General features: G+C 63.3%; 24 protein-coding genes and 1 other RNA gene. 11 read left to right on the forward strand and 14 right to left on the reverse strand.

Annotated elements, in window-relative coordinates:
- Positions 1 to 16: 16 nt before the first annotated feature.
- Complete coding sequence (locus tag ACODTY_RS01320; RefSeq protein ID WP_488992485.1) at positions 17 to 817, reverse strand: DUF3108 domain-containing protein; 801 nt, start codon at positions 815 to 817, stop codon at positions 17 to 19.
- 253 nt (positions 818 to 1,070) lie between these two features.
- Between ACODTY_RS01320 and rpmB the strand changes: the two genes are divergently transcribed.
- Both rpmB and ACODTY_RS01330 read left to right on the forward strand, forming a co-directional pair.
- Positions 1,071 to 1,367: a 50S ribosomal protein L28 gene (gene rpmB, locus ACODTY_RS01325; RefSeq protein WP_056238316.1), complete on the forward strand. Its 297-nt coding sequence runs from the start codon at positions 1,071 to 1,073 to the stop codon at positions 1,365 to 1,367.
- A gap of 90 nt (positions 1,368 to 1,457) precedes the next feature.
- Positions 1,458 to 2,135 (forward strand): queuosine precursor transporter, encoded by a 678-nt coding sequence (locus ACODTY_RS01330; RefSeq protein ID WP_488992486.1) that lies wholly within the window; start codon positions 1,458 to 1,460, stop codon positions 2,133 to 2,135.
- Between the two features lie 21 nt (positions 2,136 to 2,156).
- Here the strand turns inward: ACODTY_RS01330 and ACODTY_RS01335 are convergent, their stop codons facing one another.
- Entirely contained in the window at positions 2,157 to 2,528 is a 372-nt protein-coding gene (locus tag ACODTY_RS01335) for a VOC family protein (protein WP_488992487.1), read from the reverse strand.
- A 1,051-nt stretch (positions 2,529 to 3,579) separates the two neighbouring features.
- Complete coding sequence (locus ACODTY_RS01340; protein ID WP_488992488.1) at positions 3,580 to 4,419, reverse strand: AAA family ATPase; 840 nt, start codon at positions 4,417 to 4,419, stop codon at positions 3,580 to 3,582.
- A 170-nt stretch (positions 4,420 to 4,589) separates the two neighbouring features.
- On the opposite strand from ACODTY_RS01340, the gene ssrS reads away from it, so the two are divergent.
- The 3 genes from ssrS (at position 4,590) to ACODTY_RS01355 (ending at position 6,706) form a co-directional block, all read left to right on the forward strand.
- Positions 4,590 to 4,745: non-coding RNA, 6S RNA (gene ssrS, locus ACODTY_RS01345), on the forward strand.
- Positions 4,746 to 4,908: 163 nt separating this feature from the next.
- Positions 4,909 to 5,484, forward strand: a complete 576-nt coding sequence (locus ACODTY_RS01350; RefSeq protein WP_488992489.1) for a 5-formyltetrahydrofolate cyclo-ligase — start codon at positions 4,909 to 4,911, stop codon at positions 5,482 to 5,484.
- A 397-nt stretch (positions 5,485 to 5,881) separates the two neighbouring features.
- Complete coding sequence (locus ACODTY_RS01355; protein ID WP_488992490.1) at positions 5,882 to 6,706, forward strand: TIGR00282 family metallophosphoesterase; 825 nt, start codon at positions 5,882 to 5,884, stop codon at positions 6,704 to 6,706.
- 157 nt (positions 6,707 to 6,863) lie between these two features.
- Here the strand turns inward: ACODTY_RS01355 and ACODTY_RS01360 are convergent, their stop codons facing one another.
- Complete coding sequence (locus ACODTY_RS01360; RefSeq protein ID WP_488992491.1) at positions 6,864 to 7,475, reverse strand: tetratricopeptide repeat protein; 612 nt, start codon at positions 7,473 to 7,475, stop codon at positions 6,864 to 6,866.
- Between the two features lie 150 nt (positions 7,476 to 7,625).
- Here ACODTY_RS01360 and ACODTY_RS01365 point away from each other — a divergent pair, with 150 nt between their 5' ends.
- Positions 7,626 to 8,381: a TerC family protein gene (locus ACODTY_RS01365; RefSeq protein WP_488992492.1), complete on the forward strand. Its 756-nt coding sequence runs from the start codon at positions 7,626 to 7,628 to the stop codon at positions 8,379 to 8,381.
- 17 nt (positions 8,382 to 8,398) lie between these two features.
- Here ACODTY_RS01365 and ACODTY_RS01370 read toward each other — a convergent pair whose 3' ends face one another.
- The gene (locus ACODTY_RS01370; protein ID WP_488992493.1) at positions 8,399 to 9,211 is read right to left on the reverse strand and encodes an MBL fold metallo-hydrolase; all 813 of its coding nucleotides are present in this window, start codon (positions 9,209 to 9,211) and stop codon (positions 8,399 to 8,401) included.
- Between the two features lie 260 nt (positions 9,212 to 9,471).
- On the opposite strand from ACODTY_RS01370, the gene ACODTY_RS01375 reads away from it, so the two are divergent.
- Positions 9,472 to 10,221: a YebC/PmpR family DNA-binding transcriptional regulator gene (locus tag ACODTY_RS01375; protein WP_488992494.1), complete on the forward strand. Its 750-nt coding sequence runs from the start codon at positions 9,472 to 9,474 to the stop codon at positions 10,219 to 10,221.
- Positions 10,222 to 10,404: 183 nt separating this feature from the next.
- Complete coding sequence (locus tag ACODTY_RS01380) at positions 10,405 to 10,701, forward strand: Rdx family protein (protein WP_488992495.1); 297 nt, start codon at positions 10,405 to 10,407, stop codon at positions 10,699 to 10,701.
- A 196-nt stretch (positions 10,702 to 10,897) separates the two neighbouring features.
- Here ACODTY_RS01380 and rpmE read toward each other — a convergent pair whose 3' ends face one another.
- Positions 10,898 to 11,119 carry a 50S ribosomal protein L31 gene (rpmE, locus tag ACODTY_RS01385; protein ID WP_488992496.1) on the reverse strand — a complete coding sequence of 74 codons (222 nt, stop codon included), beginning with the start codon at positions 11,117 to 11,119 and terminating at the stop codon, positions 10,898 to 10,900.
- A 203-nt stretch (positions 11,120 to 11,322) separates the two neighbouring features.
- Here rpmE and ACODTY_RS01390 point away from each other — a divergent pair, with 203 nt between their 5' ends.
- Positions 11,323 to 13,134 carry an ABC transporter transmembrane domain-containing protein gene (locus tag ACODTY_RS01390; RefSeq protein ID WP_488992497.1) on the forward strand — a complete coding sequence of 604 codons (1,812 nt, stop codon included), beginning with the start codon at positions 11,323 to 11,325 and terminating at the stop codon, positions 13,132 to 13,134.
- On the opposite strand, the gene ACODTY_RS01395 is transcribed toward ACODTY_RS01390, so the two are convergent.
- Positions 13,119 to 14,606 carry a carboxypeptidase M32 gene (locus ACODTY_RS01395; protein WP_488992498.1) on the reverse strand — a complete coding sequence of 496 codons (1,488 nt, stop codon included), beginning with the start codon at positions 14,604 to 14,606 and terminating at the stop codon, positions 13,119 to 13,121. The genes ACODTY_RS01390 and ACODTY_RS01395 overlap by 16 nt on opposite strands.
- A 139-nt stretch (positions 14,607 to 14,745) precedes the next feature.
- Between ACODTY_RS01395 and ACODTY_RS01400 the strand changes: the two genes are divergently transcribed.
- Positions 14,746 to 15,099: a DUF1304 domain-containing protein gene (locus ACODTY_RS01400; RefSeq protein ID WP_488992499.1), complete on the forward strand. Its 354-nt coding sequence runs from the start codon at positions 14,746 to 14,748 to the stop codon at positions 15,097 to 15,099.
- Between the two features lie 19 nt (positions 15,100 to 15,118).
- Here the strand turns inward: ACODTY_RS01400 and ACODTY_RS01405 are convergent, their stop codons facing one another.
- From ACODTY_RS01405 to ACODTY_RS01435, 7 genes are all read right to left on the reverse strand, one after another.
- Complete coding sequence (locus ACODTY_RS01405) at positions 15,119 to 15,568, reverse strand: hypothetical protein (protein ID WP_488992500.1); 450 nt, start codon at positions 15,566 to 15,568, stop codon at positions 15,119 to 15,121.
- 236 nt (positions 15,569 to 15,804) lie between these two features.
- Positions 15,805 to 16,836 carry a peptidoglycan -binding protein gene (locus ACODTY_RS01410; protein ID WP_488992501.1) on the reverse strand — a complete coding sequence of 344 codons (1,032 nt, stop codon included), beginning with the start codon at positions 16,834 to 16,836 and terminating at the stop codon, positions 15,805 to 15,807.
- 161 nt (positions 16,837 to 16,997) lie between these two features.
- Entirely contained in the window at positions 16,998 to 18,020 is a 1,023-nt protein-coding gene (locus ACODTY_RS01415) for a MotA/TolQ/ExbB proton channel family protein (protein WP_488992502.1), read from the reverse strand.
- 92 nt (positions 18,021 to 18,112) lie between these two features.
- Positions 18,113 to 18,916, reverse strand: a complete 804-nt coding sequence (locus ACODTY_RS01420) for an inositol monophosphatase family protein (protein WP_488992503.1) — start codon at positions 18,914 to 18,916, stop codon at positions 18,113 to 18,115.
- 39 nt (positions 18,917 to 18,955) lie between these two features.
- Positions 18,956 to 19,522, reverse strand: a complete 567-nt coding sequence (efp, locus tag ACODTY_RS01425; RefSeq protein WP_488992504.1) for an elongation factor P — start codon at positions 19,520 to 19,522, stop codon at positions 18,956 to 18,958.
- 105 nt (positions 19,523 to 19,627) lie between these two features.
- Entirely contained in the window at positions 19,628 to 20,776 is a 1,149-nt protein-coding gene (locus tag ACODTY_RS01430) for a tetratricopeptide repeat protein (RefSeq protein ID WP_488992505.1), read from the reverse strand.
- A complete protein-coding gene (locus ACODTY_RS01435; RefSeq protein WP_488992506.1) occupies positions 20,776 to 21,423 on the reverse strand; it encodes a thiamine phosphate synthase in 648 nt (215 codons plus the stop codon). The genes ACODTY_RS01430 and ACODTY_RS01435 overlap by 1 nt, the downstream gene beginning before the upstream one ends.
- Before the next feature lie 171 nt (positions 21,424 to 21,594).
- Between ACODTY_RS01435 and ACODTY_RS01440 the strand changes: the two genes are divergently transcribed.
- Entirely contained in the window at positions 21,595 to 22,365 is a 771-nt protein-coding gene (locus ACODTY_RS01440) for a sulfite exporter TauE/SafE family protein (protein ID WP_488992507.1), read from the forward strand.
- Positions 22,366 to 22,371 lie beyond the last annotated feature (6 nt).

The raw sequence follows: 22,371 nt of genomic DNA on the forward strand, positions 1-22,371 counted from the left end.
GGCGCGCATCTCGCGCCTAGTTGGTTGTTTCGAAGCGGCGCGCGCGGACGGTGATGGTGCCGATTTCCGTTCCGACGGTCGCGTGGATCGGGGCATATACTCCAGTTTGGCCAAGCGGCGCAAACGTCACCATGATGCGGCTGCGGTTCTTCAGATAGTCCAGAGCGCGCTTGCCCTGGCGGTAACCGGAAACGGGCTGGAAACCCATGCGGCAGGTGATGGTTGGTCCCTCGTAGCCCTCGACCGAAATTTTGTCCTTTTTCACGAAGCTCAATTTCAGGTCGGCGCGCAACTCGCCGTCATACATTTTCACCGTGCGGCCGCAGACTTGATCGAGGCTTGGTGCGCGCACGACCGTTGCCGTGATCGGATCAAGGGCGCTCTTGAGATCGGCGGCGTCCAGTGCGACCCAGTCCTTGCCGCGCTTCTTCGGAGCAGGCACGACCTTGGTGGAGGCAACCGTGCCGTTGGCGAAGCGGATATCGACCAGCGAGGCCTTCCTGCCGGACGTGTAATCGGCGCGAAAGCTGCGCGGCTGGAGGCCATCCTCGGCTAGACTTCCCGAGGCAACGATGGTGCCCTTGGTATCGTCAAATATTTGGGCGAGCCCCGCGCTGGCGACCGAGCCGTCAATCCTGTAGGCAGCACCGTCATAGCGGCTCTGGAAGGCGGCGCGGGCAAGCGGCAGGCCGAGGAAGGAGACCGTGTATTCGCCGCGGAACGATTGCGGGGCGGCGGCCGAGCCGGGGCCGGGCAAGGCGGTGACGAGGGTGGCAAGGCAAAGGGCTGCCGAGCAAAGCGCTATGGGGCGAAACATTCTTGCGAATTCACCTTCATGCTGATCGTACCGGATCGCTCCGGACGTTCGATGTCCCTAGGCCCTTGCATATAGGCCGGATTCCGGCCTTTGTGTGAAGCTGCCGCGTTGCGCCGGGGCAAGCTTGCGCTTGACGCCTCGTCCAAATGACACTATGGAACGCCAACTTTTCCATGAGGCCGCTTGCTGCAAACCGCGCGCTATAGGGCGTGGGCAGCGAGATTTGGCCGGACCGAGAACCTGAAGGTGCATTATGTCCCGCGCTTGCGAACTTACCGGCAAAGCCGTCCTGACCGGCAATAACGTCAGCCACGCCAACAACAAGACCCGTCGCCGCTTCCTGCCCAATCTGGTCAATGTCACGCTGATCTCGGAAGCGCTGAACCAGAATGTGCGCCTGCGCATCTCCGCCAACGCGCTGCGTTCGGTCGAGCATCGCGGTGGCCTCGACGCTTTCCTCGCCAAGGCTGACACGGCTGAGCTTTCGCAGCGCGCGCGCCTGCTGAAGAAGCAGATCGCCAAGAAGCTCGCCGAACAGCCGGCAGCCTAAGCAGACTTCCAAGGCGGGGGACGACCGCCTCCCACGGAACATCGTCTTCTCGGCCGATGTTCCACTGGTTCCATAACCCAGGATAAAAAAATGAGTTTCCTTGCTCGTTACCTGCCCTTCGTGGCGGCCATGGCGCTTGTCGTGGTGGCGTCCAACATCCTCGTGCAGTTTCCGCTGCAAGGCGAGGTCGCCGGCCTTGCGCTCGCCGATGTGCTGACCTGGGGCGCGTTCACCTATCCGTTTTCTTTCCTGATCACCGACCTTGCCAACCGCCGCTACGGACCGGCGGTGGCGCGGCGCATCGTTTTGGTCGGCTTCATGACGGCGGTGATCTGTTCGATCGTCATCCCGCCCTTGCTGTTCAAGCTCGGCCTGATCGAGTTCGATACGGCGGTGGCACGTCTGGCGCGCATCGCCTGCGCTTCGGGCGCGGCATTTCTTTCGGCGCAACTGCTCGACGTCACCGTTTTCAACTGGCTGCGCCGGCAAAGCTGGTGGCGCGCGCCGATCTTCGGCACGCTGGCCGGCTCCATCGTCGATACGGCGGTGTTTTTCTCGGTCGCCTTTGCCGCCGCCTTCGCCTTTCTCGGTCCCGATGACGGCTTTGCCCTAGAGGCGGCACCGTTGATGGGCGTATTTTCGGCCGAAGCGGCACGCTGGGTGTCGTGGGCGCTCGGCGACCTCACGGTCAAGCTTGCCATTGCCGTGTTCGCACTGATCCCCTACCGGCTGATCGCCGCGCGCTGGAGCCAGCCGGCGGTAGCGTGACGTTTCGGGCCGGGCAGCAGGCTACATGTTGTTCAAGTGCAGGATGTTGCCGTCCGGGTCCTTGAACCACACCATTTTCATGTCGCCGCTGACGTGAATGTCGCCCTTCAGCTCCATCCCCTCATAGTGCTCGAAGCCGACGCCTCTGGCCGTCAAGGTTGCGGTGATGGTGTCGATTTCGTCGCCGACACCCCAGACCACTGCGTTGGCCTTGTTGGTGCCCGCGAAATCGGAGCGATAGACGACAAGGAATGTTGCGCCGGTACGCAGGACGATCACGTCGCCCATGCTATCGTCTTCCACTTCGAGGCCCAGCGTATCGACATAGAAGCTGCGCGCCCTGGCGATGTCGCTGACGGCGACGATGGCCGATGATGGCTTGTCCTTGAGCATGGCATTTCCCTTCCTGATTGGCCTCTGTCCTGAACGCGGCGGTGCGGCCGCGGTTGCCTGGTCCGTGCATAGGACGGTTTGGCGTGGGCCGATCCGACAAGTGGATGCGTGCTTGTTCATTGCCACGCCCCGCTTTTGTCGGGGCGTTTCTTGATCGCTTCGCACTGCCGCCCAGAATACTTCAGCAAAGTCACGGAATGGATCCCGGACAGCATCGCCTTCGCTTTGCTCGGCTCGCTTCCGGGATGACGGCTGAGAGATTATCTCGCGTCATCCCGGAATTCGCTTTCGAGCGAAGCGAGAAAGGAATGTCCGGGATCCATTCCCGAGCGGTGGCCGGTTACACTTATTCATCGCCACGCCCGCTTTCGCGTCTGAGGTTCTTTGCCCCGCCCTTAAGCTCACTCGCTACGCTCGTCGCTGGCGGGGGCCCCGAGGAATGGCCAGACGGCTGGCCAAGGTTCGTGCATTACCGTTGCCACGCCCGGCTAAAGCCGTCTGGCCATTGTCAAAGAACTGACCTCGCTTAAGAGGTCGGGAGGACGGGCGGCCGTTCGGTCGCTCGTTTAGTAGTTTAGTGCGGCCTTGCGGCCGCCCGTCCGGTGGTCTTGCCTTACCGGGGGCAGCATTTGCGCCGAAGGCCCCGATCAAGGCCCGGACTTGGGGGCTCATCACCCAGCCGCACACCGTCATGCGACCAATCCGGCACCGACGCCCTTCCCTGATACCCGGTGCGCACCAGGTCTCCCGCAAGGGCGATGGGGCGGATTATGGGGGAGATGGAGAGGGGGTGGATAAGTGGGGTGAAAGTTTTTTCGGGAAGTGAGCGAGATCAGTGGGTTGGGTTAACGTCAGCCTCTAACCGATCCACATTCTGAGATGCTTGAGCCCTGCCGCGCCGTCACGGAATGGATCCCGGACATTCCTTTCTCGCTCCGCTCGAAAGTGAATTCCGGGATGACGAAGCGGAGAGGTTGCACCTCCTTGCGGAGATGATGAAGCAGAGGGGTGGCGCTCCGGCGGGATGCCGCACAGGCAGGCCGCTGAGACCCTATCCGTTGCGGCGGGCCATGAAGGCGAGGCGCTCGAACAGGTGCACGTCCTGCTCGTTCTTCAGCAGCGCGCCGTGCAGGCGCGGCAGCGCGCTCTTGGCATCGCCGCGCAGGTCGGCGGGATCGATGTCGTCGGCAACCAGCAGCCTGATCCAGTCGAGCGCCTCCGATGTGGAAGGCTTCTTCTTCAGGCCGGGCACGTCGCGGATTTCGTAGAACTGGGTCAGCGCCGCGCGCACCAGCGCCTGCTTGATGCCGGGATAGTGGACCTCGACGATACGGTGCAGCGTGTCGGCATCGGGGAAGCGGATATAGTGGAAGAAGCAGCGGCGCAGGAAGGCGTCGGGCAGCTCCTTTTCGTTGTTGGAGGTGATGATGACGATGGGGCGCACATCGGCGCGGATGGTTTCGCCGGTCTCGTAGACGAAGAACTCCATCTTATCGAGTTCCTGCAACAGGTCGTTGGGGAACTCGATGTCGGCCTTATCGATCTCGTCGATGAGCAGCACCACTTTCCTGCCCGCCGCGAAGGCATCCCAAAGCTTTCCGCGCTTGATGTAGTTCTTGATGTCGTTGAAGCGCTCGTCGCCGAGCTGGCTGTCGCGCAGGCGCGAAACGGCGTCGTATTCGTAAAGGCCCTGCTGGGCGCGGGTGGTGGACTTGACGTGCCATTCCAGAAGGTCGAGGCCGAGCGCTGCGGCCACCTGCTTGGCGAGCTCGGTCTTGCCGGTGCCGGGCTCGCCCTTGACCAGCAGCGGCCGCTCAAGTGCAATCGCGGCATTGACCGCAACCATCAGATCCTTGTCGGCGACATAGGCCGCAGTGCCTTCGAAACGCATTTTCTTGTCCCTGATTTTTGCGACGAACCGTAGAAAGATGGTTCTGGACACGCAAGCAAAACCGTTGCGACACAAGCGCCATTTGGAAAGCGCCTGTGCGGGCGCGGCTTGAGGGCTGTTCCTGCTTGCCGGCGCTGGTGTTGGCGCGCGCTTCCACCTATATTGGTGGCGACGGTCTGCGCTTCGCGACAGGAGAGACATTTCCCCGGGGCCTTATTGATCCCTAGGGAGCTGTCCCTGGCCGGGCCCGTGGGCTCGGACATATGGCGCCCACCTACTTTGTAGGTTCCCGGGATCAACTTCTCCATCGGTCGTGTGGATCGTCGCTCTGCCATCTGTTCGGGGCGGATTTCGCCATCCGGCGGCCATTTCTTTCCCCGCAATAATGTTGATTTCCCCTCGTGCAGGGCGCGGCTTTTGACCTCGCCTCCTCCCCTTGACCTCAGCGCCAAGTTGCGATTTTTCTCCGTTTCAGGGGAAGGGAGCGGCATGACCTCACTGAAAGAGCAAAAGCAGAGCGTGCGGCAGGAAGCGCTCGGGCGGCGCGATGCGCTGGACCCTTTGTGGCGCATCGAGATTTCGCTGCGCATTGCCGAAGTGGGCGAGCCGGCGATCAGCTTCGGGCCGGGCACCGTGATCGCGGGTTTCCTGCCGATCCGTTCGGAAATCGACCTTCGGCCGCTGATGTTTGCGCTGGGCGAAAAAGGCGCGCGGCTTTGCCTGCCGGTGGTGCTGGACAAGGAGACCATCGTGTTTCGCGAACTGGTGCGCGGCACGCCGATGGTTTCGACCGGCTTCGGCACGACCGGGCCGGGACCCGATGCGAAGGTGTTCGATCCCGACATCATCCTGTTGCCGCTGGCTGCCTTCGATCTACGCGGCCACAGGCTTGGCTATGGCGCGGGACATTATGACCGGGCGATTGCGCGCATGCACGAGCGTGGGCTGAAGCCCCGGCTCATCGGCACGGCGTTTAACTGCCAGCAGGTGAAGCGCGTGCCGGACGAGCCGCACGACGTGATCCTGCCGGAGATCTTGACCGAGAGCGGGCTGCGGCGGTTTTAGTTTCAGGTGAGGGCGGCCTGCGAAAGGCGTTTTTCTGCGCTTCCGGTGCTCATGTACCTGAATGTACATTCCGCTCCGGTTCTCGAATGCTAAAGCGTGGCGCGATCTTTCAGATTCGCTTCACACGCTTTAGCTCCTTTGATTATGCATGTCTTTATCCCGAAACCGGCATCCACTTTCGGGAGACATGCACTACCATTCTCGGCTCGCCCTGACCTGAAACAAGAGCGGCACCGCATGGCTGAGTTCAGCCCACGAAAGTCGAATGGCTTTGACGGCGCGAACGTGCGGTGATTTACAGACCGGGCGGCGTGGCATGCTTAATGTGCCGCCGAAGATTTCAGCGATGCGTGACCTTCCCTAGAATGTCATGCGGCATTTTGGGGATTGGGTCTGCGTGAGACTGCTTTTTCTTGGTGACATGGTGGGCAAGACCGGGCGCACGGCGGTGCAGGAGCAATTGCCCGGACTGATTTCCGAACTCAAGCTGGATTTCGTCATCGTCAACGGCGAGAACGCGGCCGGCGGTTTCGGCATCACCGAGGAGATTTTCCAGGCGACGATCGCCGCCGGCGCCGATGTCGTGACCACCGGAAACCACGTCTGGGACAACCGCGATGCGCTGAATTTCGCGCCGCGCGAAGACAGGTTCCTGAGGCCCGCCAATTTCCCGAAAGGGACGCCCGGCAGGGGGTCTGGCGTTTATCTGGCCAAGAACGGCGCGCGCGTGATGGTGGCCAACATCATGGGCCGGGTGTTCATGCACCCCGAACTCGACGATCCGTTCCAGGCGGGCGAGCGCGAACTTGCCGCCTGCCCGCTCGGCGAACAGGCCGATGCGGTGGTGATCGATTTCCATGCCGAGGCGACCAGCGAGAAGATGTGTTTCGCGCATTTCGTCGATGGGCGGGCGAGCTTCGTCGTCGGCACCCATACCCACCAGCCGACCGCCGACCATCACATCCTCAACGGCGGCACGGCCTATATTTCGGATGCCGGCATGTGCGGCGACTATGATTCCTCGCTCGGCATGGACAAGGAGGAACCGCTCAACCGCTTCCTGTCCAAGGTGCCGAAGGGCCGCTTCGAAGCAGCGAGCGGGCCGGCGACGCTGTGCGGCGTCGGCGTCGAGATTTCCGACCGCACCGGCCTTGCCGAAAAGATCGCGCCGTTCCGGCGCGGGCCGCGGCTGGAGGAAACGGTGCCTTCCTTCTGGAAATAGGGAGGTTCAGGTGAGGGCGGCCTGCGAACGGCAGCCTTCCGCGCTCGCCGAGTGCTCACGTACCTGAATGTACGCTACGCTCCGGTTCTCGTACGCTACCGTTCTCGGCTCACCCTGACCTGAATCTCAGCACACCCTAGCAGCGCGCAACGGTGCGCTACAAATCCTGTTCGGTGCCCTTGATTGGCGGGCGCTCGGCGTTCGGGTCGGGCGGCAGCATCGTGCGCTCCTTCAGCCAGGGATGGATTCTGACCGCCTCGATCAGCGCGGCGTTGGCTGCCTCCGTGCGACCGCGGCGCGAAAGCACATGGAACAGGCCGGACAGCGCGCCGAAATGCTTCGGCTCCAGCTCCAGCGCGCGCAGGATGTCCTGCTCCGCGCCTTCGTCGTTTTCGCGCAGGAAGCGAATGAAGGCGCGCTGGTTCCACGCCTCGGCATAGTCGGGAGCCTGCTCGACGGCGCGGTCGAGCAGGGCCTCGGCAGCGGTGAGATCGAAGGACTGGCGGCGCTCCATCGCCTGATCGACCAGTTTGCGGACCTCCGGGCTTGGCGCAAGGTCGAGCCAGAAACGCCAGATCTCGTCTTCCAGCGCGCGCCCTTCAGCCTCTGTCGTGGCGGCGGCGAGATGCTGGAAAAGCCGTTCGCGCAGTTCGGCCTTTTGGTCCGGCAACGGTTGCACGGTCTCGGGCTGGCTTGTGGCAGCAAAGGCATTCGGCAGCGGCGGCAGCGTTGCCGCGAGCAGCACAGCGAGGACGATTGTCCGTTTCATGAAGCCATCATATCTTTTGCAGCACGGGCGGAAATGCACCATTGGTCGCGGATTCGACGGTGTTTGAGAAAAAATGTGGGGTGACATTGACGACAGGGTAGGCCGTACCTACCTCTGCACGACATTTTCAGACGGAGAGATTGCGAGCGCATGCTGGAGTTCCTTGCCCCCCATTTTGCGTTCATCCATGATCCTACCGCCTGGGTTGCCCTGTTAACGCTCGTCGTGCTCGAAGTCGTCCTGGGCATCGACAATCTTATCTTCATCTCGATCCTGACCAACAAGCTGCCGCCCGAGCACCGGGTGATGGCGCGGCGGCTCGGCATAGGTGCTGCGCTGATCATGCGGCTGCTGCTGCTGGCGACGATCTCCTTCATCGTGAAGCTGACAGCGCCGATCTTCACAGCCTTCGGCCATGGTTTCTCATGGCGCGACCTTATCCTGATCGCCGGCGGCCTTTTCCTGGTGTGGAAGGCGACCAAGGAAATCCACCACACGGTCGATCCGGTGGACCACAAGGACGAAATCGTCTCCAAGACCATCCAGGTGTCGCTGGTGGGCGCGATATTCCAGATATTGCTCCTCGACCTGGTGTTTTCCATCGACTCCATCATCACGGCTGTCGGCATGACCGACGAGATCGCCATCATGTACATCGCCGTCATCGTGGCGGTGACGGTGATGCTTCTGGCGGTCAATCCGCTATCGGCCTTCATCGAGAAGAACCCGACCATCGTCATGCTGGCGCTGGGCTTCCTGTTGATGATCGGCATGACGCTGATCGCCGACGGCTTCGGCTACCATGTGCCGAAGGGCTACATCTACGCGGCCATGGGCTTCTCGGCGCTGGTCGAGGGGCTGAACATGCTGGCGCGTCGCCGAAAGACCAAGGGCAGCGGACACTAGGGTTACCCGCTGACCGCTTAGACGCCTTGCAGGACGATGATGGTCGGGCGCTGCGGCAGGCTGCGCAGGGAAATGTCGAGCGTGCGGCTGTCGCGGAATTCGACGGCGAAGCCCGGACCCATCCTGCCGGTGAATTCCGTGATCCCGGTGGCATGGCGGTGCATGGGCAGGATCACCGACGAATAGAGCCTGCTTGCAATCTCGCTCATGGCGTCGAGCGATAGCGTCATGCCGCCATCTATAGGCACCATGACGACGTCGAGGCGGCCGATGGCGGCGTAGTGGGCGGCTTCGAGCCGGTGATGCAAATGGCCGAGATGGCCGATGCACAGGCCCGCCACCTCGAAGATGAAGATCGAATTGCCGTCGCGCTCCATGCCGCCGTCGAAGCCGCGTATGTCGGTCGGCACGTTGCGGATATAGATGTCGTCGATGGTGAGCGCGTGCTTGGCCGGGCCGCCAGCCGGGTTCCAGCCGCGCAGCACATGGGCGATGCCGGCATCGGGCAGGTCGGTGAAATGGGTGCGGTGCGCCTTGTTCATGGTGACGACGTCGGGCAGCGGATTTGAGCCGTAGACGCCGCTGTAGTCGGTGGCGACGCGCACGCCGGCAGGCGTTTCGATGACATAGGTCGAGTGGCCGGCATAGGTAATCGACACCTCGCCTTCGGCCTGTGTTTGCGCAGGCGTGAAATTCGCGTAAGTGACGCCCGGCAGCGCGTTGGCGATGGCCAGGCAGCGCGATGGCGGCGGGCTTTCCTGCGCCGATGCCGGCAGCGACATGGCGGCAAGCGACAGGAAGAAGGCGGCGAGCAGGCGCAGGAACGGCATATCGGCCTCCAGGCATACGGGCAGGCCGACTATGAATGACGCCGGGCGGACGCCCGAGTCACGTTTTCGCGAGCGACGGGGTGCGTGCGGCTGGACGAATTGAGCCGATTTCTCTATAAGCCCGCCATTCCGAGCATCGGCCCCCGTCGGCGAAATCCGGCTTTTCGGGCATCCGATGCCAACTCAACAGTCAGATCCGTTTTCTGGCGTCCGGTGGGCGCGGCGCGATCTGATCGCCGCGAACAGACGACAGGGGTCACATGGCCGGCCATTCACAGTTCAAGAACATCATGCACCGCAAGGGCCGCCAGGATGCGGTCCGCTCGAAAATGTTTTCCAAGCTGGCGCGCGAAATCACCGTCGCTGCCAAGCTCGGCGTACCCGACCCGGCCATGAACCCGCGCCTCAGGCTTGCAGTGCAGGCGGCCAAGGCCGAGTCGATGCCCAAGGACAACATCCAGCGCGCCATCAACAAGGCGTCCGGCGGCGACACGGAGAACTACGAGGAAGTGCGCTACGAGGGCTATGGCCCCGGCGGCGTGGCGCTGATCGTGGAAGCGCTGACCGACAACCGCAACCGTTCGGCCTCCAACGTGCGCGCAGCCTTCACCAAGGCAGGCGGCGCGCTCGGCGAAACCGGCTCGGTGTCGTTCATGTGGGACCGCGCCGGCGAAATCTATTATCCGGCCTCGGCAGGCGACGCCGACAAGGTGATGGAAGCGGCGATCGATGCAGGCGCCGACGATGTGGAAACCGATGAGGAAGGCCACACCATCTATTGCGCCTTCGAGAGCCTGAACGATGTTTCAAAGGCTCTGGAAGCAGCGCTCGGCGAAGCGGAAACGGCCAAGGTGATCTGGAAGCCGCAGAACAACGTGCCGGTGGACGAGGAACGCGCGCAATCGCTGATGAAGCTGGTGGCGACGCTCGAAGACGACGACGACGTGCAGAACGTCTACGCCAACTTCGAGGTGGATGAAGCGACATTGGCCAAGCTCAGCGCCGCCTGAATATCCGGGCGATATCCGGGTGATGGCGGACTGCGAATAGCAGGCTTCTGCGCTTCCGGTGCTCACGTACCTAATGTACGCTCCGCTCCGGTTCTCGAATCCTGCCATTCTCGCCTCGCCCTGACCCGGATCTGACCCTATTCTGCTCCGACTGTTCAGGCTCGTTCAGTTTTCAGGATTTCCGTGGCTACAACCGAGCGTCCAATCATCCGCATCACCTACTGCACCCAGTGCCAGTGGCTGTTGCGCGCCGGCTGGATGGCGCAGGAACTGCTGTCCACATTCGGCACCGAACTTGGCGAAGTGGTGCTGGTGCCCGGCACCGGCGGCGTGTTTTCCATCACCTGCAATGACGAGCTGATATGGGAACGAAAGCGCGACGGCGGCTTTCCCGAAGCCGCCAAGCTCAAGCAACTGGTGCGCGACGTGATCGATCCGGGCCGCGATCTCGGCCATGCGGACCGCAAGACGCCTTCCTAAAAGGTCTGGGCTTACCGGATCAGGAGGGACTGCCGGAGTGTTATCCTGCCCTGCCACGGAATGGATCCCGGCTCGCGGTCGCTGTCGCTCCCTTGGCCGGGATGACGTCGATGGTTTTGCTGAACCCGGCGATCCGGCACAAACAAAAAAAACCCGCCTCGAAGGCGGGTTTTTCTTTACCGGCTTTTCGCCGGTATCAGAGACCGAAGCCCTCGAAGCGCTTCTTGAACTTGGACAGACGGCCGCCGCGATCCAGCAGCGTCTGCTGGCCGCCGGTCCAGGCCGGGTGCGTGGTCGGGTCGATGTCGAGGTTCATCGTGTCGCCTTCCTTGCCCCAGGTCGAGCGCGTGTTGTACTCGGTGCCGTCGGTCATGACGATCTTGATGGTGTGGTAGTCGGGATGGATATCGGCCTTCATCGCACTTTTCCTGATCTGGTGGCGCAGCAGCGACCGGATGGCCTGCGTCGAAGCGCCTCTTTCTAAAACTCGAAGCCGCAGCTATTCAAAAGCCGCGGCCTCTAAAACGGTCGGCGTGCCTATACATCAACCGAAATTGAATCACAAGGTCGAGTAAAAGGCATATTGATGTCCTGTAACGGGCTTGGACAGGGAAACAGCACATGGCGCGAACAGAAAGCGCAGACGAGCGCAGCCGCTCTCTGAAGCCGCTGCGGCGCCTTTTCCCCTATATCGGCCGTTATCGCAAGCTGGTGATCGGGGCGATGATCTCGCTGGTGCTGGCTGCGGTGACGACGCTTGCCGTGCCGCTGGCCGTGCGGCGCATGATCGACCACGGGTTTTCCGGCGCCGATTCGACCTTCATTTCAGAATATTTTTCGATGCTCGTGCTGATGGCGGCATTGCTGGCCTTGGCTTCGGCCGGCCGCTACTATTTCGTCATCACGCTGGGCGAGCGCGTTGTCTCGGATATCCGCCGCGACGTGTTCTCGCACGTTACCACGCTGTCGCCGGCATTCTTCGACCAGGTGCAGTCTGGCGAAATCGTCTCGCGGCTGGCAGCCGATACGACCCAGATAAAATCCGCGGTCGGTGCGACGGCATCCGTTGCGCTCCGCAATGTCATCCTCGGCCTCGGCGCGCTGGCGATGATGGTGGTGACCAGCCCGAAGCTGTCCGGCCTCGTCATCGCTGCCATTCCCCTGATCGTGCTACCGCTGGTCGGCTTTGGCCGCTCGGTGCGGCGCAAGTCGCGTATTGCGCAGGATACGCTGGCGCACGCCACCGCCTATGCCAGCGAGCAGATTGGCGCGGTGCGCACCTTGCAGGCGTTCACCAATGAAGGGCTGGTGACGGGAAGGTTCGGCGCTGCGGTCGAAAGCGCGTTTGCAGCGGCGCGCTCATCGGTGCTGGCGCGGGCGTTTTTGACCTTCGTTGCGATCTTCACGATCTTCGCCTCTGTGGTGGCTGTCCTGTGGTTCGGTTCGCGCGACGTGCTGTCAGGCGTATTGTCGCCCGGCACGCTCGGCCAGTTCCTGCTTTATGCGGTGTTTGCCGCCGGGGCGCTCGGCGCACTGTCGGAAGTGTGGGGCGAGCTTTCGCAGGCGGCGGGCGCAGCAGAGCGTTTGACCGAGCTTCTGGACGAGGAGCCGCATGTCGAGGCGCCGGCAAACCCGAAGCCGCTGCCGACGGTGGCGCAAGGGACGATCAGCTTCGACAAGGTTTCCTTCTCCTATCCGGCGCGGCCGGACCGGGCTGCCGTGCACGAGTTGGATTTTTCGGTGAAGCCGGGCGAGACGGTTGCGATCGTCGGCCCTTCGGGTGCCGGCAAGAGCACGATCTTTTCGCTGATCCTGCGCTTTTACGATCCCGAGACGGGCTCGGTCAGGGTCGACGGTATTGATGTGCGCGATGCCGATCCAATACAGCTTCGCCAGCGCATGGCGATCGTGCCGCAGGACGTGACGATCTTTGCCGCCAGCGTGCGCGACAACATCGCCTTCGGCAGGCCGGGTGCATCGGATGCGGATATAGTGGCAGCGGCGAAAGCGGCGCTTGCCGACGAGTTCATCCTCAAGCTGGATAGGGGCTACGAAACCGAGGTGGGCGAACGCGGCGTGATGCTGTCGGGCGGCCAGCGGCAACGCATCGCCATTGCCCGCGCCATCCTGCGCGACGCGCCGATCCTCCTGCTCGACGAGGCCACCTCGGCGCTCGATGCGACTAGCGAGACGCTGGTGCAGGAAGCGCTTGAACACCTGATGCGGGGACGCACGACGCTGGTCATCGCGCACCGGCTGGCGACCGTGCTGAAGGCCGACCGCATTCTGGTGGTGGACGATGGCCGTATCGTCGAGGAAGGCACGCATTCCAGCCTCGTCGCCAAGGGCGGGCTTTATGCGCGGCTGGCCCGTCTGCAGTTCGACGCCGGGGCCGGAGCGTTCTCGGACCGCAAGATTCAGGCGGTTCCGTAACGCTGTTCGAGATGGTCGATGAAGTGGCGGGCTTCGAGCGCTTCGCCGGTGGCGCGTTCAAGCAGGCCGGGCGTCGACCAGCGCGAACCCTGTGACCAGATGCGCTCGCGCCGCCATTCGTTGACGCTCGAGAAATCGCCCTTGGCGATGTCGTCGTTTGTCTGGGGACGGTCGCGCAACAGCGCAGCCCATTGCTGCGCCGCCATCATCGCGCCCAGCGTATAGGACGGGAAATAGCCGAAGGCTCCGCCTGGCCAATGGACGTCCTGCATCGGGCCGTCGGCCGGACTGTCGATGGTGGAGAGGCCGAGATAGTCGCGCATGCCGGCATCCCAGGCTTCCGGCAGGTCGGCGACGTCGAGGCGGCCTGAAACGAGATCCTGCTCCAGTTCGTAGCGCAAGATGACGTGGAGCGGATAGGTGACCTCGTCGGCATCGACGCGGATCAGGCCGCGCTCGACATGGAGGATATGCGGCAGGATGTCGTCCATCGACCAGTCTTCGCCGAGATGCTTTTCGACGATAGGCAGCGCCCAGCGCCAGAAGGCGGGGTTGCGGCCGAGCTGCTTTTCCACGAACAGGCTCTGGCTTTCATGGATGGCCATGCCGCGCGCCTTGCCGAGCGGCCAGTGCGCCCAGGCCTGCGGCAGGTTCTGCTCGTAAAGCGCGTGGCCGGTCTCGTGCAGCACGCCCATCATCGCCGAAAGGAATTCGTCGGTCCTGTAGCGGGTGGTGATGCGCACGTCGCTCGGCACGCCGCCGCAGAAGGGATGATGTGACACAGACAGGCTGCCGTGGGTGAGATCGAAGCCGACGGCGGCCATCATGGCAAGGCCAAGCTCGCGCTGCCTGTCGATTGCGTAGGTGCCGGAGAGCGGCTTCAATGGCCGCTTGGCCAGCCGCTCTTGCTGTGCGGCCAAAGCCTTCGGCACGAACCCCTTCAGGAAGGTTTTCAATTCGGCAAAGACGGGCGTGATGCCGGCTGTGCGATTGCCGGGATCATATTGCTCCATCAGCGCGTCATACGGATCGAGGCCGAGCGCATCGGCGCGCATGGCAGCTTCCTCGCGCACCAGCGCGACGATGCCTTCCAGCGCCGGCTGGAACGAGGACCAGTCGCCCTTGGCGCGCAGGTCGCGCCACAATTGTTCTGAACGCATGCGCGCCGCCGTCTGGCGCTCGACGAATTCGGCCGGCAGGCAGGTGAGGTTGGTGTAGTGGCGTTCGAACTCACCAAGCGCTGCCTTTTGCTCGTCGTTCAGGCTTTCGCTCTTGGCGGCGTCGATCCAGTTGGCAATTTCGGGTGCCGCCGCCTGGCGATGGTACATGCCGGCAAGGGCGGCCATCGCTTCAGCGCGCTTTTCGCCGCCGCCGACGGCCATGTGGGTGGCCTCGTCGGCGCCGAGGATGGCTAGCGCGTGTTCGAGCGCTTCGAGCTTGTGGCCGAGGTCGTCGAGTTTGGCGAAGGACATGGTGCGATTCCGTCAATCTGATAGAGCGAAGAGACCCCGGCGCGGCGCGATTGGCAAGCCCCGAAAGCTTCCGCGGGCGCAGGCTTGCAATGGCCGGGCGGGCCGTGTTGAGATGAGCGAAGATTGAGGGAGAGACGCCATGCTTGGCAATATCGTGGTCGGACTGGTCGCTCTCATCCACCTCTACATCGTCTATCTGGAAATGGCGGCATGGGACACGCCGCGTGGCCACAAGGCGTTCAAACTGACGCCGGACTTCGCCAAGGCGTCGAAGGTGCTCGCGGCCAACCAGGGGCTCTACAACGGCTTCCTCGTCGCCGGGCTGATATGGGGGCTTTATCTTGGCACGGCGGGCTTTCAGGTAAAGGTGTTTTTCCTTTTGTGCGTGGCGATCGCCGGGCTCTACGGCGCGGCGACCGCATCGAGAAAAATCCTTTTCATACAGACCGTGCCGGCCGTGCTTGGCCTCGCCCTGTTGTGGGCCGGCTGGTAGCGGCAACGGTCAATCAGCGTCAGCCGTTCGGATAGGCCATGCCGCCGTCATGGTCGTTCATCGAAAAGCCGCTTCCGGTGTCGGTGAGGAGCGCCTGATCGAGATTGTCGATCTGGCCGATCAACTTGCGATATTGCGGATTGGGCACGCGGCCGTGGTCGGCGCGGGCAACGCGTTCAGCCGATGCGCCGATGGTCGAAGCCTCTACTTGCAGGCTGCGGGCGGTGGCGGGCGTGATCCGTTTCTCCTGCCGGGCGTCCGCAATGCCCTGGTCGATGCCTTGCAGGTCGTTGAGGATGTTGGTGAGGCGTGCGCCGTGAGCGGTGGGCGTCATCTGCTCGTCCAGCCTGGTGGTGTGGTCGTCGTTGCCGGCAGGCGATGCGCCATGGCCGGCGGCATAGGCGGCTGCAAGAGGTGTTGCCGCCAGAATTGAGGCAAGTGCGATTGTGGGTATCAGGAAAGAGCGCATCTTTGCGTCTCCTTTTTGAAGCAAGGCCTGGATAGCCATTGCTGCATGGACCGTCCGGTCCCGTCGGGTCGCGGTGTTGGGGGCACCGCCGGCGGTTCCCGGTCCGAGGCCAAGCTAGGAGCGGCGGGCGGCAAAGTGTAATTACAAAAAGATAATTATGGGCGGCCTTGCCGGCCTTATTTGAGACCCTAAACCGAATCTCGGCATGCTCTTTTCGCCAACCGGACGCCGCCCCGTCAGCGTTCGGTCAGCTTGAGCTCGATGCGGCGGTTCCTGGTGCGGGCCTCGTCGGTGTCGGCCTCGTCGAGCGGCTGGAACTCGCCGAAGCCGGCGGCGACAAGCCGGTTGGCGGGCACGCCGTTGGCGATGAGCAGCTTCACCACCGAGGTGGCGCGCGCGCTGGAAAGCTCCCAATTGTCCTTGTAGCGCCCGGTGCCGGACAAGGGCTTGGTGTCGGTATGGCCATCGACGCGCAGCACCCAGTTGATCTCGGGCGGGATTTCCTTCTGCAATTCGATGATGGCGTCGGCGAGCTTCTTCATCTCGACCTGGCCGGCATCGTTGATCTGGTCGGAGCCGGTCGGGAACAGCACTTCCGACTGGAAGACGAAGCGGTCGCCGACGATGCGGATATTTTCGCGGTCGGCGAGGATTTCGCGCAGTCGCCCGAAGAAGTCGGAGCGGTAGCGGTTCAGTTCCTGAACGCGCTGGGCGAGCGCGACGTTGAGGCGACGGCCGAGGTCGGCGATCTTGGTGTTGGATTCGCGGTCGCGCTGTTCGGAGACGTCGAGCGCCTGTTCAAGCGCCGCGATCTGCTTCCTCAACGCGGAAATCTGCTGGTTGAGCAATTCGACCTGCGACAGCGCGCGCTGGCTGATCTGGCGCTGGCTGTCGAGCTCGCCGGTAAGCTGGTCGGCGCGGGCATTGGCGGCGGTATCGGCGCCTGCGCCTTGCGAAAGCAGCTGTTCGAGCCGGCTCTTTTCTGCTTCTGCGGCGGACAGCGACGCCTGCAGGTTGGCCAGTGCGTCCTGCGCATCCTGGGTGTTGCCCTTTTCGAGCGCCAGCAACTGGGTGAGTTCGTTGATCTGCGAATTCAGCCGGTTGAGGACTTCGTCCTTGCCGGAAATCTCACGGCTCAAGAGGAACTGCGCCAGCACGAAGACCGAGAGCAGGAACATGATGGCAAGCAGGAGCGTCGACAGGGCGTCGACGAAGCCCGGCCAGTAATCGATGTGGCGGTCGCTGCGACGCCCGCGAGCCAAGGCCATCAGACCATGCTCCCGCCAGTTTGGACCATGCTACCGGCCCGGTTCGTGTCAAATCCTTCGGGCTTCGGCTCGGCCGTACTACCGGTACGACCTTCACCGAACCCCTCGACCTTGCCGCGAACCAACTCCGGCAAAATGGCCCAACCCGACAGCAGCATGGTCTAGTTGACCCCTTGCTTCTTCAGGGCGTCGGCGATCTTGTCCAGCGTTTCACGCATGGCGCGCTGCTCATCCGACTGGGCCTCGACCCAATCGCGCATGATCTGCTGCTCGGAGCGCATGTTCTTGACCAGGCCGGAAATGCCGTCGGCGAGGTTGGCCATGGCCGTTGCCACGCGCGGATTTGAACCACCGGTTTCCTGCATCGAGCGCAGGCGCTCAGAAAGCGCGCGGATTTCGTCGGAGGTTTCCGCCTTCAAGCCTTCGGGAACGGCGATGTCCGACGACAGGTCGGTGACCGAGGAGAGCCAGTTTTCAAGCTCGGTATAGAAGCGGTTCTGGGCACGGCCGGACTGCAGGTCGAGGAAGCCCAGCACCAGCGAGCCGGACAGGCCGAACAGCGATGACGAAAAGGCGGTGCCCATGCCGGACAGCGGCGCGGCAAGCCCCTGCTTCAAGGCTTCGAGAACCGAAGCGGAATCGCCGGTGCCGGGGTCGAGCGACTGGATGGTCTCACCGATGGAGCCGATGGTGTGGAGCAGGCCCCAGAAGGTGCCGAGCAGGCCGAGGAAGATCAGGAGCCCGACGAGATAGCGCGAGGTATCGCGGCTTTCGTCGAGACGGGTCGCGATCGAATCCAGCATGGTGCGCATGGAGCTGGTGGAAAAGGCCATCGAGGCCGAGCGGCCGAGCATCGCCTTCATCGGCGCCAGCAGCACCGGCTCGGTCGTTTCGGACCCGGCGCGGAAGGAGTTGACCCAGCGCACTTCGCGAAACAGGCGGCCCACCTGGGCGAACGCCAGCAGGATGCCGACGATGAGAACGCCAAGGATCAGGCCGTTGAGGCCGGGATTGGTGACGAAGGCGGCCTGGATCTGGCGCGTGAGGATAATGGCGATGAAGCCGACAATGGCCAGGAAGATGACCATGGTCAGCAGGAAGACCTGGGGGCTGGACAGCTTGTGCGGGTCGTAGTTCAGCACGTCCGAGCTTCCGCCAATTCCAAACGATCTTAGAAAAGACATGCGTGTTCCATCCGATTCCGCCGCGTCAGGACTCTAAACGGAATTCCGGCAAAATTGAAAGTGGTGCTTGCAGACGTTGAAAGCGCTCGCCGCTATGAACGCGGCGCAAGCGGCTTCTTGAGCGTCTTGAGAAGCGTGCGGTGGATTGCTTCGTTGCCGGCCACGACGGTTCCGTCGTCAAGCATGGCCTGCCCGCCATCCATGTCGGAGACGAAGCCGCCTGCTTCGCGCACCATCAACAGGCCGGCGGCGATGTCCCATGCCGAAAGATTGGCTTCCCAGAAGCCGTCCATGCGGCCGGCGGCGACATAGGCAAGGTCGAGGGCTGCCGAACCCATGCGGCGAATGCCCGCGACCTCGGCCATGACGTTGCGCAGCTCGATGAGGAAGTTGCCGTGATGGCCGCGGCCAAGATGGGGCACGCCGCAGCCGATGACGGCGTCGGTGAGCTTGTTGCGGGCCGCGACGCGCAAGCGGCGGTCATTGACGTAAGCGCCGCCGCCGCGCTCGGCGGTGTAAAGCTCGTCCAGGGCGGGATTGTAGATGACGCCGGCGACGATCTGGCCCTGGCGCTCCAGCGCGATGGAGATCGAGAACATCGGAATGCCGTGCAGGAAGTTGGTGGTGCCGTCGAGCGGATCGACGATCCAGCGATGCTGGTCGTCGTCGCCTGCGACCGCGCCGCGCTCTTCCATCAGGAAGCCATATCCGGGACGCGCCTTCGACAGTTCGGCGAAGATGATGTCCTCGGCCTTGCGGTCGGCCTGGCTGACGTAGTCGCCGGGGCCTTTCAGCGAAACCTGGAGGTTCTGCACCTCGCCGAAATCGCGCGAAAGCGAGCGGCCGGCTTTCATTGCGGCCTGGACCATGACGTTGAGGATCGCCGAGCGCGCCATTTCAGGAAAGTCTCCGGTTCTGTCTTGCGCTGCGCGAAACTAGTCGGCGCGGCGCAGGTAGGTGATCTCGTTGGTATCGACGAGGATGCGCTCGCCTGCCGCGATAAACGGCGGCACCAACACGCGGATGCCGTTTTCGAGCACGGCGGGCTTGTAGGACGAGGCCGCCGTCTGGCCCTTCACGACCGGATCGGCCTCGGTGATGGTGAGCACGACCTGATCGGGCAGGGACACGCCGATCGGCCTTTCGCCGTAGAGGCGCACCGTCACCATCATGCCGTCCTGCAGGAAGGCGGCGCGTTCGCCGACGAAATCCTTCTGCAGCTCGAGCTGTTCGTAGCTTTCGGTGTCCATGAAGACAAGCGCGTCGCCCTGCTCGTAGAGGAAGGAGAAATCCTTGTATTCGAGATCGACCTGCTCGACGGTTTCCGCCGAACGGAAACGCTCGTTGAGCTTGGTGCCGTTGATGAGGTTTTTCAGTTCGACCTGGTTGTAGGCGCCGCCCTTGCCGGGCTTTACCGTATTGGTCTTGACCGCCACCCACAGTCCGCCATCGTGTTCGACGACGCTGCCGGGGCGAATTTCGCTGCCGCTGATCTTGGCCATGATTTATCTGGGTCCGAAGTGGGGTGATCGCCGAAAGCGGCGATTTCGGCGCTTCCAAGACCACACTTCACCGAAAGAGGCAAGAGATGCGGCCCCGATGCACGGTCAGGGCAGGCGGTTTGCGCGTTGCAGGGCCTTTTTGGTTTCGTCGTCGGTCAAGCCGTGCATGAAGTCTTCCATCTCGGAATCGATCAGGCCGGCGCGGCGGGCGACAATGTACCATGCCCCGGCGAGGATGGCGTCCGGCTCGGTGCCGATGCCGCCCATATAGAGCTTGGCCAGACGGTTCTGGGCGGCAACGTTGCCGCCATTGGCGGCAGCCAGCATCCAGCCGAAGCCGGCCTTCAGGTCGCGCTTGCCGCCGCGCCCCTCGATCAGCCATTCACCGAGGTCGAGCTGGGCGGTGTCGTAGTTCTGGCGCGCGGCTCTCGCAAGGAACAGCAACGCCTGCGCGTCGTCCTTTTTCCGGCCGCCGGCACCGTTGGCGTAAATCTGCGACATCGCATATTGGGCGTCGGCAACGCCGGCATCGGCGGCGCGCTCGTAATAGGAGACGGCCCGCGCCAAGCCGGCATCGCCGGAATCTTCCTTGACCAGCAACTGGGCGAAATTGAACTGCGCCAGCGGATTTCCAGCCTCGGCAGCAGCCTGCATCAGCGCGTAGGCCTGCTTTTCGTCCTTCGTCACGAAGCGGCCGTCAAGCAGCATCAAGGCATATTGAAACTGCGCTTCCGGAATGCCGCGCTCGGCTGCGGCGGAGTACCATTTTGCCGCTTCGGCTGCGTTGACCGGCACGCCGAGACCGCGCGACAGGATTTCGGCGAGAAGGGTCTGCGCCGCCGGATCGCCGTTTTGGGCGCGCGGCAAAGCGAGGTTGTAGGCGGTCTTGTAGAGGCCGCGCTGATAAGCGCCGTAGGCTTCATCCGCCGGGCGTGCGCCGAAGCGGGCGGGGTCGAGGCCGTCAGCCGAGGGCAAAGGGCCGGGCGATACGGTCGTAGCGGGCTGCGGCAGGTTCGGCATGGCCGGCTTGTCGCTCTTTGCGGCGGGAGCCGGGGTTTGCGCCGCCGGAGTTTTTTTCGCTGGGGCCTCGGTTGCTGGAGCCTGAGTGGTGGGAGACTGCGTTGCAGGAGCCTGCGCCGCCGGGGCTTCCGGCGCGGGAGTTGACGCTGTCGTGGCGGGAACGGTTTCGGCGGCCGCACTTGCGAGGCAGGCGCAGACCAAAACCGAAGCCAGTGCCAAGCGACGCGCCATCATCAGTCCTCGAAGCGTGGGGCGGTTTCGTCGAGCAGCGCATTTGCCTTGGCAATAGCTGCGCGCGCATCGACGCCATCGGCAAAGACTGCGGCGGACAGCGCAACGAATTCTGCGCCGGTCTGAGCGACCTGTTCGACCGAAGCGACGTCATTGCCGCCGAGAACGATGCACGGCACGGCGATCATTTCCGCCCACCAGGCGCCGAGCGCCAGGTTGCGCTTGTGCGGCTCTGGCGTGGTGTCGAAGCCGAAGCGGCCGAAGAACATGTAGTCGGGCCGTTCTTCGCCGAGATCGAGCGCGTCGTCGCGGGTTTTGACGCCGCCGGTGCCGACCATCATCCTGTCTTGCAGGCGCTCGATGGCGTCGGCGAGGTCGGGCCTCGAGCCTTCGATGTGGATACCGTCGGCGTGGACGCGGCCGGCGATGCGGCTGTCGCCGGCAATGATGGCGGCGGCACCCGCCTTCTGGGCGAGCGGGACGAGTTTTTCGGCCATTGCCTGGAAGGCGGCTTCGTCCATCTCGCCTTGCGGCAGGATGAGCGAGGCGACGTCGCCGCCCTGCAAGGCTTCGGCGAGGCGGTCGGCCTTGAGGGCGGGCGGTGCGATCAGCACGATGCGGCAGCGATTGGGTGGCGTATCTGGGTTCATGGCAGTCGGTTCCGGCAATCGCCTATGCGGGGCGAAGTTGGTTGCATTGCGGCATAGAGCAAAGCGTCGTTGTTGAACAGGCGCATGGCCGGCGGGGGGCGCAAGTTTTGCGGTCGCGACGGGCCGGAATTTCGGCTAATGATTGCGTCCGACCTCAAACACAATCGCCCAATGACGGACCTTCTGCTCGATCCATGGTTCTACGCCACGGCCATTCCGGCCGTGCTTCTGGTCGGCCTGTCGAAGGGCGGCTTTGGCGGCGCGGTCGGCTTCGTCGGCGTGCCTTTGATGGCGCTGACCATGCCGCCGGTGCAGGCCGCCGCAATCCTGTTGCCGATCCTGTGCCTGATGGACGTTGCCGCGGTTTGGACGTGGCGGGGCGTCTATGACCGCAGGATGCTGATCGACATGTTGCCGGGCTCGATCGCCGGCATCGGCCTTGGCTGGCTGACAGCCGCGCTGGTGACGCAGGACATGGTGCGGCTGATCGTTGGGGCCGTCGCCATCGTCTTCGTGCTGCGCTGGCTTTATCTTTTGCTGCGGCACGGGGCCGACCATGCCGCCCAGCCGAACCGCATCGCCGCCGCCTTCTGGGGCGCGGTGGCCGGCTTCACCAGTTTCGTCGCCCATGTCGGCGGGCCGCCGTTCCAGGTCTATGCGCTGCCGATCCGGCTCGACCCGAAAGTGCTGTCGGGGACTTCTACGCTGTTTTTCGCGATCACCAATGCCATCAAGCTGGTGCCCTATTTCGCGCTCGGCCAGTTCGACACCACCAATTTGACAGCCTCGCTGGCGCTGGCGCCATTGGCTCCGCTGGCGACGCTTGCCGGGGCCTTTCTGGTGCGGCGCATGAAGCCGGAAGTGTTTTATCCCTTCACCTACGCCACGGTGGGACTGGTGGCGCTCAAGCTGTTGTGGGACGGGCTTGTTGATCTAATGTAGAAATGA

This window comes from Mesorhizobium sp. FG116, from assembly GCF_057809835.1.